Raw genomic sequence first — 12585 nt, forward strand, 5'->3', positions numbered from 1 at the left:
GCCAAGGATATCGGCCGGTCGTTCCTGAGGGTGCGCCGGTCTTAATGTTACGGGGACAGAGAAATCATGATGACGAATCAAAGAATTCGCATCCGTTTGAAAGCTTACGATCATAAATTGCTCGACCAGTCGACGAGTGAAATCGTGATGACCGCCAAGAAGACGGGCGCGCGAGTGGCCGGACCCATTCCTCTTCCCACGAAGATACACAGGTACACGGTTTTGAGGTCCCCGCACGTCGACAAGAAATCGCGGGAGCAATTCGAGATTCGCGTCCACAAACGTCTGATCGATATACTGGAACCGACTCAACAAACGGTCGATTCATTGATGAAGTTGGATCTGTCCGCCGGGGTGGATGTGGAAATCAAGCTCTAGAGCTTCGAGCGGTGTGTTTATCCGAAAGAGAGCAATCTGCCATGATCAAAGCAATTGTCGGACGCAAGCTGCAAATGTCCCAGATTTTCGCCGAGGACGGGACGGCTGTCCCGATCACGCTGATCCAGGCGGGACCATGTACCGTCACTCAGGTGAAGACGCCCGAGAGGGACGGCTATTCCGCCCTTCAGATCGGTTTCGGAAGCCGTAAGCCCAAGAACGTCAACAAGCCCATGAAAGGGCATCTCGACAAGGTCGGCAAGGGGTATTTCGAAGTGCTGCGGGAAATCCGCATGGAGAACGCTTCCGATCACGAGGTCGGGGAGGACCTTGCCGCTGACGTTTTCGAAATCGGCGAGCGCATCGACGTTATCGGAACGACCAAGGGAAAGGGCTACGCCGGCACGATCAAGCGATGGGGATTTCAGCGCGGACCTTCCGGCCACGGTTCCAAGAACATCAGGGAACCCGGCTCGACGGGCAACGCCACCTTCCCCGGCCGAGTGATCAAGGGCAAGAAGATGCCGGGGCAAAAGGGAAACAAGCGCACCACCGTCATGAACCTGCGCATCATCGACGTGCGCCCCGAGGAGAATCTGCTGATCGTCAAAGGTGCCGTCCCGGGTTCGCAAAACGGGATCGTGCTCATCCGCAAGACAAACAGGGCCAAGTAGAGCCAAGGGTCGTTCGTTCCGGGAGAATTTGAGGATCGTCATGCCAACAGTGGATATTTTCAATACCAATCGTGATGTGGTGGGGCAACTTGAGCTCAGCGACGCCGTCTTCGCCGTCCCGCTGAGACCACACGTCCTGCACGAGGTGGTTCTCTACCAGCTCGCGAAGCGCCGCGCCGGGACCGTCAAGACCAAGGGGCGCAGTGACGTTGCCGGGGGCGGCAAGAAACCGTGGCGCCAGAAAGGCACCGGCAGGGCTCGCGCGGGCACGAGCCGTTCACCCATCTGGCGCGGCGGGGGAACCATTCACGGGCCACAGCCTCGGGACTATGAAATGCGCATCCCCAAGAAGGTCCGGCGCCTGGCCGTCAAGATGGCGTTGAGTCAGAAACTGATCGACCGGGAGCTGACGGTTCTGGACCAGCTCCAGCTCGAGCAGATCAAGACCAGGGATTTCGCGGCCATCCTCGATCGTTTCGAGCTCAGCAAGACGCTCGTTGTGATCGCTCAACCCGATGAGAAGCTGCAGAAATCGGCCCGGAACATCCCCAACGTCAAGGTTCTGAGGACGGAGGGCTTGAATGTGTACGATCTGCTCAATCATCGCAGCGTGCTTTTGACCCGGGAAACGATCGGGAAAATAGAGGAGACACTAGGATCATGAATGAGAAATCGTACCGGATTCTCAAGCGTCCTCTAGTCACTGAAAAGAGCACCACCGAGAAGGATGAGCACAACAAGCTCTTTTTCGAAGTGGACCGCCGGGCGAACAAGATCGAGATCAAGGAGGCGGTGGAGCAGATTTTCAAGGTGGATGTGCTGGATGTGGCGACGATGAATGTCCGGGGGAAGAAGAAGCGCGTCGGCCGTTACTTTACGAAACGAGCCGACCGGAAAAAGGCTATGGTCACGATCAAGCCCGGTCAGCGCGTTGAATTCTTTGAAGGTGTATAGGCTTAGGAGCGTGTTGGACGACCTGCCCCGAAGGCCCACCGTCCGGGACCGTCGGTCGGAAAGACCGGGGAACGCCGGTCCGGCCGTGGCGGAAATGACGAACAGGGGGGTTCGGGAGCTGTTGCAACAGGCTGTTAGAGGGGATGATCAATGGGCATTCGAAAAGTAAATCCGACATCGGCCGGCCGCCGGTTCCAGACATATGCCACCTTTGAGGAATTGAGCAACGTTGAGCCGGAAAAGAGCCTGCTGGAGCCTCTGCGCCGGTCGGGAGGCCGCAACGCTTCCGGCCGCGTGACGTCATGGCACAGGGGCGGCGGACATAAGCGCCGCTATCGCATCATCGACTTCAAGCGCAACAAGGAAAACATCCCGGCAACGGTCGCGAGCATCGAATACGATCCCAACCGTTCGTCGCACATCGCCCTGCTGAAATACGCCGACGGTGAGAAGCGATACATCATCGCACCCGTCGGCCTGTCCGTCGGCGACACCGTTCTTACCGGCGCCGAAGCCGACATCAAGCCGGGCAACTGCCTCCGGTTGGCCAACATGCCCCTGGGCACCATCATCCACAACGTGGAGCTCAAGCCCGGCAAGGGGGGGCAACTGGCCCGTTCGGCGGGGTCCAGCATACAGTTGATCGCCAAGGAGGGCACGCACGCAATTTTGCGGCTTCCGTCGAGTGAAATGCGTATGGTGCCGATTTCCTGCAAAGCGACGGTGGGTCAGGTCGGCAACATCGATCACGAGAACCTGTCCCTGGGAAAGGCGGGCCGGAAGCGGTGGCTCGGCAAGCGGCCTCACGTTCGCGGCGTTGCCATGAACCCGGTCGATCATCCCATGGGCGGCGGCGAAGGAAGAAGCTCCGGCGGGCGGCATCCCTGCACGCCCTGGGGTGTGCCCACCAAGGGCTACAGGACGCGCAAGTCCAAGCGCAGCGACAAGCTCATCGTCCATCGAAGGAAGTAGCCGCCCGGCTCGGCTCCTCGGCGGCCCCGCACGATGGCTGCGTTGCCGGGGGTCCGATGATGCGGGCGGGGGTGTAAAAATGAAAACGGCGGGTTGTGGACCGGAGGTCAAGCGATAGAAGGAGAAAAAGGTGCCTCGCTCTCTTAAGAAGGGGCCATTCGTTGATGGCCATTTGTTTGAAAAGATTTACAAGGCCAAGGAGACCGGCGATCGGAAAGTCATCAAGACCTGGTCCAGGCGGTCCACCATCGTGCCCGAGTTTGTGGGGATAACGGTGGCGGTGCACAACGGCAAGAAGTTCATCCCCGTTTTCATTACGGAGAACATGGTAGGTCACAAGCTGGGGGAATTCGCTCCTACCAGGACTTTCTACGGTCATGCCGGTGACAAGAAGTCCAAGGTGAAAGGGAAGAAATAATGGAAGTCAGAGCCGTGAGCAAGTTCTTGCGTGTCTCGCCGCATAAGGCTCGCCTGGTCGCGGACCTGGTTCGCGGGAAGAAGGTCAGCGATGCCTTGACTATCCTCAAGTTCACGCCCAAGAAAAGCGGCCGGTTCATCAACAAGACGTTGCGCTCGGCGGTGGCCAACGCCGAGAATACCAAGTCGATGGACGTGGAGACCCTTTTCGTCAAGTCCATTTTCGTCGACAAAGGCCCGCAGCTCAAGCGCTGGCGGCCGCGTGCGATGGGGCGTGCGACCAAGATCCTGAAGGGGTCGAGTCACATTACGATCATACTGGCTGAGAAATAGCGATATCGGTCGGGCCCGTTCCTTGACGGAGCGGGTTGTTCACCAGGGATGCAATCATTATTATTCATCGGTTTTTCAGATTTGAAGGCGTGGAGAACCGAGAGCGATCTGCGGAGGTGGAGTTTGGGACAGAAGGTACATCCAACCGGGTTCCGTCTGGGCATTCTGAAGTCCTGGGATTCACGGTGGTTCGCCACCAAGGATTATGCGAAGCTGGTCCACGAAGACCGGAAGATCCGCGACTATATCAAAGCGCGGCTCTATCATGCCGGCATTGCGAAGGTCGAGATCGAACGGGCCGCCAACAAGGTGAAAATTCGTATCTTCACGGCGCGTCCGGGCATCGTGATCGGCAAGAAGGGGGCGGAAATCGAAACCCTGCGCCGCGACCTGGAACGGAAATTCAAACGCGAAATCCTTATCGACATCCAGGAAGTGCGCCGCCCCGAACTCGATGCCACCCTGGTGGGCGAGAACATCTCCTTGCAGCTGGTCCGGCGCGTGGCATTCCGCCGCGCGATGAAACGGGCCGTTAGCGCCGCGTTGAAATTCGGCGCCAAAGGCGTGCGCGTCGCGTCCGCCGGGCGACTGGGAGGCGCGGAAATGGCCAGGCGGGAATGGTACCGCGAGGGACGCGTGCCTCTCCATACGCTCAGAGCCGACATCGACTACGGCACCGCCATCGCGCGCACCACTTACGGCGCGATCGGTGTGAAGGTCTGGATATTCAAGGGTGAAGTGTTGCCCTGAGGCTGAACTTGGATTCGAACCGGCCGGAATCCGGATGCGCGGCACTGCGCGGGCGGGAACCCGCCCTTTTTCACGAGAGCGTCGGCGGTCGGTAACGGACAGGAGAAATTCTGATGTTAGCGCCCAAGAGAGTGAAATTTCGAAAGCAACAGAAGGGTCGCATGAGGGGCACGGCCTTCCGCGGAAGCACGCTCAGTTTCGGCGACTTCGGCTTGAAGGCCCTCGAATGCGGCTACATCACCTCGAGGCAGATCGAGGCGGCGCGTATTGCCATCACGCGTCACGTGAAGCGTGGCGGCAAAGTTTGGATCCGGTTTTTCCCGGACAAGCCGTTCACCAAGAAGCCTGCTGAAACCCGTATGGGCAAGGGCAAGGGGTCTCCGGAAGGGTGGCATGCGGTCATCAAGCCCGGCAGGGTACTCTATGAGATCAAGGGCGTTCCGGAAACGATCGCGCGTGAGGCTCTGAACCTCGCCGCACACAAGCTTCCGATTCCAACGCGCTTCGTATCGAGGCAGGATGTGCTATGAAAACCAATGCGCTGCGAGACATGACGAATGACGAGCTGCTCCAGAAGCTCGCGGAAATCCGACAGGCGCTGTTCAATCTCAACTTTCAGCATGTGACGGGACAGTTGGAGAACACCGCTCAAATCAACAAGAATCGGAAAGACATCGCCCGAATCTTGACGATTCTTCACGAGCGCGAGCAGAAGACGGCGGCATAAGGAAGAGACGTATGGAAGAGCAGAAGTCCGGAAGAAAGACGCGCGTCGGCAGGGTACTGAGCAACAAAATGGACAAGACCGTGGTGGTTGTTGTGGAACGGCTTATCCATCATCCTCAGTATCACAAGTTTATCCGTCGCCAGAACAAGTTCAAGGCCCACGACGCGCAGAATGCATGCCGGGTGGGCGACCGCGTGATTATCGAAGAGAGCCGGCCGATCAGCAAGGACAAGCGATGGGTGGTCGTGCAGGTTCTCGACAAGGCGGTCATCTAACAGAGCTGCCCGTGCCGTTCCGGATCAGGCAGCCCAGTAACGGAGTAAGACCATGATTCAAGCGGAAACGCAGCTGAACGCCGCGGACAATTCCGGCGCCAAACGCCTTTACTGCATCAAGGTTCTGGGAGGAACCAGGAAGCGGTACGCCTCGGTTGGCGATATCATCGTGGTTTCCGTCAAGGAAGCCATTCCCAACGCCAAGGTCAAGAAGGGCGATGTCCTGAAGGCGGTGGTCGTTCGCACCCAGAAGGAAGTGCGCCGCCCCGACGGCTCCTACATCAAGTTTGATGACAATTCCGCCGTGCTCATCAATCAGGCTAAGGAACCCATCGGCACTCGCATCTTTGGGCCTGTCGCCCGGGAACTGCGGGCCAAGCAGTTCATGAAGATCATCTCACTGGCTCCGGAAGTGCTCTAGAACATAAGGGACTTGTCCAATGAAAGGTCAGAAAAGCTATCGCATCAAGAAAAACGACACGGTCATGGTCGTCACCGGCAAGGATAAGGGAAAAAGCGGCAAGGTATTGCGCGTGATTTACAAGAAAGACCGGGCGATCGTCGAAAAGCTCAACATGATCAAGCGACACATGAAGCCGAGTCAACAGAACCGACAGGGGGGGATCCTCGAAAAGGAAAGTCCCATTCACATTTCCAACCTGATGTTGATCTGTGCGAAGTGCACGGATCCGACCCGAGTGGGCTATAAGGTGCTCGATGACAACAAGAAGGTGCGCTTCTGCAAGAAGTGCAACGAGGTCATCGACTAGCGGGACGTCCATTCACCAAGGGCCGGAGTGGAGGCAATACATGGCAAGACTGCGGGAAACATACCGGAACGAGATAGCTCCCAAGCTTTCCGAACAGTTCAAGTACAAGAGCCCGATGCAGATACCCAGGTTGAGCAAGATCATCCTGAACATGGGTTTGGGCGATGCGATTCAGAACATCAAGATACTGGACTCCGCGGCCGAGGAGCTCGGCATGATCAGCGGTCAGAAGCCCGTGATCACGAGAGCCCGTCAGAGCATCGCCGCGTTCAAGCTTCGCAAGGGAATGCCCATCGGCTGCATGGTTACCCTGAGAGGGGACCGGATGTACGAGTTTTTCGATAAGCTGGTGAATGTCGCCCTGCCCCGCGTTCGTGACTTCCGGGGAGTTTCTTCGCGAGCCCTCGATGGCCGCGGGAACTACACCCTCGGCATCAAGGAACATATCATTTTCCCGGAAATCGACTACGACAAGATCGATAAGATCAAAGGCATGAACATCACCATCGTGACGACGGCAAAGAACGACGACGAAGCGCGAACGCTTCTGGCGTTGATGGGCATGCCGTTCAAACAGTAGAGGAGGACGCACCATTGGCTAAGAAGTCTCTCATTGCGAAGGCGAAACGCACCCCCAAGTTCGGGGTCCGCACGTATAACCGGTGCCCGATTTGCGGTAGACCCAGGGCTTACCTGCGCAAATTCGGCATTTGCCGCATTTGTTTTCGAAGCATGGCACTCAAGGGAGAACTTCCCGGTGTGGTGAAATCCAGCTGGTGAGCAAGGGAAAGAAAAGGAGTCTGTTGTTATGGCCGTATCCGATCCGATCGCCGATTTTTTGAACCGCATCAAGAACGGACAGAAGGCGCGGTTCGACAAGGTGGATATCCCCGCATCGCGGATGAAAGCCAGTCTCTCCCGCATTTTGAAGGAAGAGGGATACATCAAGAATTTCAAGCTCATCAAAGACGACAAGCAGGGCATTATCCGGGTCCAGATCAAGTACGGTGAGCACCGGGAGGGAGCGATCACCGGCATAAAGCGCGTGAGCAGGCCCGGGTGCCGCGTCTATGTGGGACACGATGAGATACCTCGCGTCATGAACGGCATGGGCATCGGCATTGTCTCCACATCCAAGGGGATCATGACCGATCGCCAGGCGCGCAAAGAGGGTATTGGCGGTGAATTGCTCTGCTCGATCTGGTAGATGATTCGGCAATCCGTTGCCGGCAGCTCGAATATTACGGAAAGTCAGGACCATAAGGAGTAGCGGCATGTCACGCGTGGGAAAACTGCCCATCACCATACCCAAGGGAGTCGATGTTTCCCTGGATGAACCTTTGTTGACGATCAAGGGTCCAAAGGGTACCCTGGCCCGCCGGATGCCCGGCGACGTCGAGGTCCACCTGGAACAGGGTGCCGTCTTGATCAGGCGCAAGGACGAGTCCAATAAGTCTCGTTCGCTTCACGGATTGGTGAGAGCACTGGTGAACAACATGGTGCACGGTGTCAGCGAGGGTTTCGTGATCTCTCTCGAAATCCAGGGGACCGGTTACCGTGCCGACGCTCAGAACAATGTGCTGAACCTGAGCCTCGGGTATTCACACCCGATCCAGTTCGTCCTGCCGGAAGGCATCAAGGGCGCCGTCGATCGCAACACCATTCGGCTCGAAGGAATCGATAAAGAGCTGCTCGGCCAGACGGCCGCCCGCATTCGCGCTCTTCGCCCCGCCGAACCTTACAAAGGCAAGGGCATTCGTTATGCGGGCGAGCACATTCACCGCAAGGTCGGCAAGACCGGCTCCAAGAAGTAAGCACAGGGGAGAAAAGACAGATGGCTGACAAGACGAACCCACGGGAAACGGCCCGCCTGAAGCGCAAGAAAAGGATCCGGAAGAAGCTCCAGGGAGCTCCCGAACGTCCGAGACTCACCGTTTTCCGAAGCGATAAGCATATCTACGCCCAGATCGTGGACGACACGCGCGGCTCCACGCTCGTGTCCGCGTGCACCCTGTCCCCCGATTACAAGGAAATGGAAGCTTTGAAGGGGAAGGTCGGAGCCGCCAAACGAGTTGGAGAGCTGATTGCACGCAAGGCCCTGGAAAAAGGCATCACAAAGGTTGTCTTCGATCGCAACGGCTACATTTATCACGGCCGCGTGCAGGCCCTGGCGGACGCCGCCCGGCAGGCGGGCTTGGACTTTTAGGGACTTTGTGCCGCTCATAAGGAGACAGACAATTGATAGCTTTGGAATCAAGCCAACTGCAACTGATAGACAAAGTGGTCCACATCAGCAGAGTGGCCAAGGTGGTCAAAGGTGGCCGTCGTTTCTCGTTCAGTGCCATAGTGGTCGTCGGTGACGGCAACGGCCGGGTCGGGTTCAGCCTTGGCAAGGCCAATGAAGTGCCGGAAGCCATTCGCAAGGGCATGGAATCCGCCAAGCGCACCATGTTCGAAGTGCCGCTGGTCAACGCCACCATCCCGCATGAGGTGCTCGGGCGTTTTGGAGCCGCTTCGGTGGTGCTCAAGCCGGCCTCGGCGGGCACGGGGGTGATTGCAGGGGGCGCGGTCCGTGCCATCATGGAAGCGGCGGGCATTCACAATATTTTGACCAAGTGCATCGGATCGAGGAACCCTCATAACGTCGTCAAGGCCACGCTCGAGGGTCTGCGCCGGCTCCGCAACGTGGAACTGGTCGCAAAGCTGCGCGGGCGTGAAGTGCACGAGATTCGAGATTAGCGGATCCTGAGGGGATCTTCCGGCGGGCCGGATGACCTCACCGGTTGGCGGGGAGGCCCGAACCGCGAATTTTTGTTACAAGGAACTCAGCTCATGGCAAAGTCTATCCAGGTCAAATTGGTTCGAAGCCCCATCGGCCGCCCTGAGAAACACCGCAAGGTGCTCCAGGCCCTGGGGCTCACACGACTCAACAAGACGGTGAACCTTCATGCCACCCCTGCCGTCGCCGGGGCCGTGAAGAAGGTGATCCACATGGTTGAAGTCAAGGAGCTTTAGGCGCTCCGTCTACCTCTATCCGACAGGAATGGGTGTTTTCATGAAACTTGACGATCTGGCTCCGGCTCCCGGAGCGAAAACCAATAGGAAGCGTTTGGGACGTGGGTCCGGCTCGGGACTGGGGAAAACTGCGGGACGAGGCCACAAGGGGCAGAAGTCCCGGTCCGGCGGCGGCACTCCACCCTGGTTTGAAGGCGGCCAGATGCCCCTGCAGCGCCGGGTGCCCAAGCGTGGCTTCACGAATATCTTCAAGACGCGATACGAGGTCGTGAATGTCGGTGACCTGGAGCGCTTTCCGAGCGGGTCCGAAGTCGGACCGGACGAACTGAGAAAGGTCGGGCTGGTCAAGAAAATTCGCGATGGGATCAAGCTCCTCGCCGATGGCGACATCGCTTCTCCGCTCACCATCCGCGTGCATAAGGCCAGTGATTCTGCGGTCCGGAAGATAGAAGCGGCAGGGGGCCGCGTGGAGCTGATTCCTTCACAAAAGGGGAACTAAGCGGTGCTAACCGGTTTTGCCAATATCGGTCGAATTCCCGAACTGAAACGTCGGATCTTGGTGACACTGGCTCTCCTGGCGGTTTACCGCGTTGGAGCGCACATTCCGACTCCCGGCATCAACGGCGACGCCCTGGCGGCATTTTTCAAACAGCTTTCGGGAACCTTGCTCGGGCTCTTCGACATGTTTTCGGGGGGCGCCTTGAGTCAGCTCTCCGTTTTCTCGCTCGGCATCATGCCTTACATCAGCGCTTCGATTATCCTGCAGCTTCTGACCGTGGTCATTCCCACCCTGGAACGACTGAGCAAGGAAGGGGATGCCGGGCGCCGCAAGATCACTCAGTATACCCGCTATGGGACGGTGATTCTGAGCGTGATCCAGGGTTTCGCCATCGGGGTCGGCCTGGAGGGGATGACCGGACCGGGCGGCGAAATCGTGGTGCTCCATCCCGGCTGGGGATTCCGCTTGACGACCGTTCTCACGCTCACCGCCGGTACCGCGTTCATCATGTGGCTGGGCGAACAGATCACCGAGCGCGGCATAGGAAACGGCATCTCTCTGATCATCTTCGCCGGCATCGTCGCGGGCATACCCAACGCCTTGGAGAACACCGTCCGAATGGTGACCATGGGTGAGATGAGCGCATTCCTGCTCCTTGGCCTGGCGGCCTTCATGCTCGCGGTGGTGGCCGTCATCATTTTCATGGAGCGCGGGCAGCGACGGATACCGGTTCAATATGCCAAGCGCGTCGTTGGAAGGCGCGTTTACGGGGGGCAGAACACGCACATCCCCCTCAAGATCAACACCTCGGGTGTCATTCCACCCATTTTCGCCTCCTCGATCATGATGTTCCCGGGAACCGTGGGCAGTTTCATCAAGACTCCCTGGATGGAGTGGATCGCCAACGCCCTGGGCCCGGGCCAGTGGCTCCATTCGATTCTGTATGTCGCGTTGATCGTGTTCTTCTGCTTTTTTTACACGGCAATCGTTTTCAATCCCCTTGACGTGGCCGACAATATGAAGAAATACGGCGGGTTCATTCCGGGAATACGTCCCGGTCGGCCCACGGCCGAATACATCGACAAGGTGTTGAGCCGTATCACCGTTGGAGGCGCCGTCTACATTTCGGCGGTCTGCGTGCTGCCCACGATACTCATCTCGCGCTTTGCGGTCCCCTTCTATTTCGGCGGCACGGCCCTGCTCATCGTCATCGGTGTGGCAATGGATACCCTGGCTCAGATTGAAGCACACATGCTCTCGCGACACTACGAAGGTTTTCTGAAAAAAGGACGCCTTCGTGGTCGAAGATGATCGGCATTCCCCCCCCCACCATGATGCCGGGACATTCGTTGCGTTTGGAAGGAGTTGAACATTTGACCAGCGCAGCTTGACAATGGAGGAAAAGGTTATGAACATCATACTGTTAGGCCCCCCGGGAGCCGGCAAGGGAACCCAGGCGAGCCGTCTGATCGGCAAGTATGCGATACCGCAGATTTCGACGGGCGACATGCTCCGGGCCGCACTCAAGGAAGGAACACCGCTCGGGTTGGAAGCCAAGAAGTACATGGACCAGGGGGCGCTCGTACCCGATAGTGTGGTGATTGGTCTCGTGAAAGAACGCATCCAGAAGCCCGACTGTTCGAAAGGTTACATGCTGGATGGGTTTCCTCGCAATGTCAGCCAGGCTGAAGCGCTCGACATGATGCTGGGAGAGCTCAAGCAGCGGATCGACGGCGTCGTGTGCATCGAGGTTCCGAACAAGGAACTGCTCGGACGTCTCACGGGAAGGCGCACCTGTCGCAGTTGCGGCGCCGGCTTCCACGTGATGTTCGATCCGCCCAAAACGGACGGCAAGTGTGACAAGTGCGGAGGGGAGTTGTACCAGCGTGACGACGACAACGAGGCGACGGTGTCGTCGCGCCTGAAGGTATATGAAGATCAGACCAAGCCGCTCATCGATTACTACGAAAAGCAGGGCAAGCTGCGCCGGATCGACGGCGTGGGGAGCATGGATGCGATTTTTGGCCGGATCACGGCCATTCTCGGATAGAAAGAGGACGGACTTTGATCGTACTGAGATCTCAGCGGGAGATCGAAAAGATCAGAACGGCATGCAAGATAGTGGCTGAGATCCTCCAACACCTGAAGGAACATGTTCGGCCGGGGGCCACGACATGGGACTTGAACGCCTTGAGTGAGGATTTGGCGGCCAGGAAGAAGGCTGTGCCTGCATTCAAGGGGTACCAGGGTTATCCTTTCGCCTTGTGCACTTCGATCAACTGCGAGGTGGTTCACGGGATGCCGTCCCGGCAGCGGCATCTTGCGGAGGGCGACATCATCAGCATCGATTTCGGGGTCGTCCACGACGGGTATTACGGCGATGCCGCGGTGACGGTGGCCGTGGGAACCATCAGTCAGGAGGCCGAGCGATTGTGCACGGTGACTGAGGAGTCGCTCTATGCGGGAATCCGACAGGCGATAGCAGGCAACCGCCTGTCGGACATCTCTCATGCGATTCAGGAATACGTGGAGACACGGGGATTTTCGGTGGTGCGTGAGTTCGTGGGGCACGGCATCGGTCAGAATCTGCACGAGAGTCCGCAGATTCCCAACTATGGGCCTCCGGGCAAGGGGGTACAGTTGAAGTCGGGGATGGTGTTGGCGATCGAACCGATGATCAACGCGGGATGCCCGGACGTGGAGATATTGCGGGACAAGTGGACGGCGGTGACGCTGGACCGGAAGTTGTCGGCGCATTTCGAGCACACGATTGTGATCACGGACAACGGGCCCGAGATCCTCACTCAATAGAATAATTTCT

At 58.0% G+C, this 12585-nt stretch carries 24 protein-coding genes; all 24 read left to right on the plus strand.

Annotated features, from left to right (window positions below; all coding sequences use genetic code 11):
- The first annotated feature begins 69 nt into the window (after window positions 1–69).
- The 24 genes from rpsJ (at window position 70) to map (ending at window position 12575) form a co-directional block, all read left to right on the plus strand.
- Window positions 70–378, plus strand: coding sequence for a 30S ribosomal protein S10 (rpsJ, locus tag SFUM_RS08050; protein WP_041442080.1), 309 nt, complete (start codon window positions 70–72; stop codon window positions 376–378).
- A gap of 41 nt (window positions 379–419) precedes the next feature.
- The gene (gene rplC / locus SFUM_RS08055) at window positions 420–1052 is read left to right on the plus strand and encodes a 50S ribosomal protein L3 (RefSeq protein ID WP_011698412.1); all 633 of its coding nucleotides are present in this window, start codon (window positions 420–422) and stop codon (window positions 1050–1052) included.
- Between the two features lie 40 nt (window positions 1053–1092).
- Window positions 1093–1716 (plus strand): 50S ribosomal protein L4, encoded by a 624-nt coding sequence (rplD, locus tag SFUM_RS08060; RefSeq protein WP_011698413.1) that lies wholly within the window; start codon window positions 1093–1095, stop codon window positions 1714–1716.
- Window positions 1713–2006, plus strand: coding sequence for a 50S ribosomal protein L23 (locus SFUM_RS08065; protein ID WP_011698414.1), 294 nt, complete (start codon window positions 1713–1715; stop codon window positions 2004–2006). Before rplD ends, SFUM_RS08065 begins: the two co-directional genes overlap by 4 nt.
- Window positions 2007–2156: 150 nt before the next feature.
- Window positions 2157–2978 carry a 50S ribosomal protein L2 gene (gene rplB, locus SFUM_RS08070; RefSeq protein ID WP_011698415.1) on the plus strand — a complete coding sequence of 274 codons (822 nt, stop codon included), beginning with the start codon at window positions 2157–2159 and terminating at the stop codon, window positions 2976–2978.
- 130 nt (window positions 2979–3108) lie between these two features.
- Window positions 3109–3396, plus strand: a complete 288-nt coding sequence (gene rpsS, locus SFUM_RS08075) for a 30S ribosomal protein S19 (RefSeq protein WP_011698416.1) — start codon at window positions 3109–3111, stop codon at window positions 3394–3396.
- Window positions 3396–3728, plus strand: coding sequence for a 50S ribosomal protein L22 (rplV, locus tag SFUM_RS08080; RefSeq protein ID WP_011698417.1), 333 nt, complete (start codon window positions 3396–3398; stop codon window positions 3726–3728). The genes rpsS and rplV overlap by 1 nt, the downstream gene beginning before the upstream one ends.
- A 123-nt stretch (window positions 3729–3851) precedes the next feature.
- Window positions 3852–4478, plus strand: a complete 627-nt coding sequence (gene rpsC / locus SFUM_RS08085) for a 30S ribosomal protein S3 (protein ID WP_041442082.1) — start codon at window positions 3852–3854, stop codon at window positions 4476–4478.
- A gap of 113 nt (window positions 4479–4591) precedes the next feature.
- On the plus strand, window positions 4592–5008 hold the full coding sequence (rplP, locus tag SFUM_RS08090) for a 50S ribosomal protein L16 (protein ID WP_011698419.1): 417 nt from the start codon (window positions 4592–4594) through the stop codon (window positions 5006–5008).
- Entirely contained in the window at window positions 5005–5205 is a 201-nt protein-coding gene (rpmC, locus tag SFUM_RS08095; protein WP_011698420.1) for a 50S ribosomal protein L29, read from the plus strand. The genes rplP and rpmC overlap by 4 nt, the downstream gene beginning before the upstream one ends.
- Window positions 5206–5216: 11 nt before the next feature.
- Window positions 5217–5480, plus strand: coding sequence for a 30S ribosomal protein S17 (gene rpsQ / locus SFUM_RS08100; protein WP_011698421.1), 264 nt, complete (start codon window positions 5217–5219; stop codon window positions 5478–5480).
- Between the two features lie 52 nt (window positions 5481–5532).
- Window positions 5533–5901 (plus strand): 50S ribosomal protein L14, encoded by a 369-nt coding sequence (gene rplN, locus SFUM_RS08105; RefSeq protein WP_011698422.1) that lies wholly within the window; start codon window positions 5533–5535, stop codon window positions 5899–5901.
- A gap of 19 nt (window positions 5902–5920) precedes the next feature.
- The gene (gene rplX, locus SFUM_RS08110; protein ID WP_011698423.1) at window positions 5921–6250 is read left to right on the plus strand and encodes a 50S ribosomal protein L24; all 330 of its coding nucleotides are present in this window, start codon (window positions 5921–5923) and stop codon (window positions 6248–6250) included.
- 40 nt (window positions 6251–6290) lie between these two features.
- Entirely contained in the window at window positions 6291–6830 is a 540-nt protein-coding gene (gene rplE, locus SFUM_RS08115; protein ID WP_011698424.1) for a 50S ribosomal protein L5, read from the plus strand.
- Window positions 6831–6844: 14 nt separating this feature from the next.
- Window positions 6845–7030 (plus strand): type Z 30S ribosomal protein S14, encoded by a 186-nt coding sequence (locus tag SFUM_RS22455; protein ID WP_011698425.1) that lies wholly within the window; start codon window positions 6845–6847, stop codon window positions 7028–7030.
- 28 nt (window positions 7031–7058) lie between these two features.
- The gene (gene rpsH / locus SFUM_RS08120; protein WP_011698426.1) at window positions 7059–7457 is read left to right on the plus strand and encodes a 30S ribosomal protein S8; all 399 of its coding nucleotides are present in this window, start codon (window positions 7059–7061) and stop codon (window positions 7455–7457) included.
- A 67-nt stretch (window positions 7458–7524) separates the two neighbouring features.
- A complete protein-coding gene (rplF, locus tag SFUM_RS08125) occupies window positions 7525–8064 on the plus strand; it encodes a 50S ribosomal protein L6 (protein WP_011698427.1) in 540 nt (179 codons plus the stop codon).
- A 20-nt stretch (window positions 8065–8084) separates the two neighbouring features.
- The gene (gene rplR, locus SFUM_RS08130) at window positions 8085–8456 is read left to right on the plus strand and encodes a 50S ribosomal protein L18 (protein WP_011698428.1); all 372 of its coding nucleotides are present in this window, start codon (window positions 8085–8087) and stop codon (window positions 8454–8456) included.
- Window positions 8457–8488: 32 nt separating this feature from the next.
- Window positions 8489–8989, plus strand: coding sequence for a 30S ribosomal protein S5 (gene rpsE / locus SFUM_RS08135; RefSeq protein WP_011698429.1), 501 nt, complete (start codon window positions 8489–8491; stop codon window positions 8987–8989).
- Window positions 8990–9082: 93 nt separating this feature from the next.
- Window positions 9083–9265 (plus strand): 50S ribosomal protein L30, encoded by a 183-nt coding sequence (gene rpmD, locus SFUM_RS08140; RefSeq protein ID WP_011698430.1) that lies wholly within the window; start codon window positions 9083–9085, stop codon window positions 9263–9265.
- Window positions 9266–9305: 40 nt separating this feature from the next.
- A complete protein-coding gene (rplO, locus tag SFUM_RS08145; protein WP_041442085.1) occupies window positions 9306–9764 on the plus strand; it encodes a 50S ribosomal protein L15 in 459 nt (152 codons plus the stop codon).
- Between the two features lie 3 nt (window positions 9765–9767).
- On the plus strand, window positions 9768–11075 hold the full coding sequence (gene secY / locus SFUM_RS08150; RefSeq protein ID WP_011698432.1) for a preprotein translocase subunit SecY: 1308 nt from the start codon (window positions 9768–9770) through the stop codon (window positions 11073–11075).
- A gap of 97 nt (window positions 11076–11172) precedes the next feature.
- The gene (locus SFUM_RS08155) at window positions 11173–11814 is read left to right on the plus strand and encodes an adenylate kinase (RefSeq protein WP_011698433.1); all 642 of its coding nucleotides are present in this window, start codon (window positions 11173–11175) and stop codon (window positions 11812–11814) included.
- A 14-nt stretch (window positions 11815–11828) separates the two neighbouring features.
- Window positions 11829–12575 carry a type I methionyl aminopeptidase gene (map, locus tag SFUM_RS08160; RefSeq protein WP_011698434.1) on the plus strand — a complete coding sequence of 249 codons (747 nt, stop codon included), beginning with the start codon at window positions 11829–11831 and terminating at the stop codon, window positions 12573–12575.
- Window positions 12576–12585 lie beyond the last annotated feature (10 nt).

It is taken from the genome of Syntrophobacter fumaroxidans MPOB, assembly GCF_000014965.1.
GTDB classification, from domain to species: Bacteria; Desulfobacterota; Syntrophobacteria; order Syntrophobacterales; family Syntrophobacteraceae; genus Syntrophobacter; species Syntrophobacter fumaroxidans.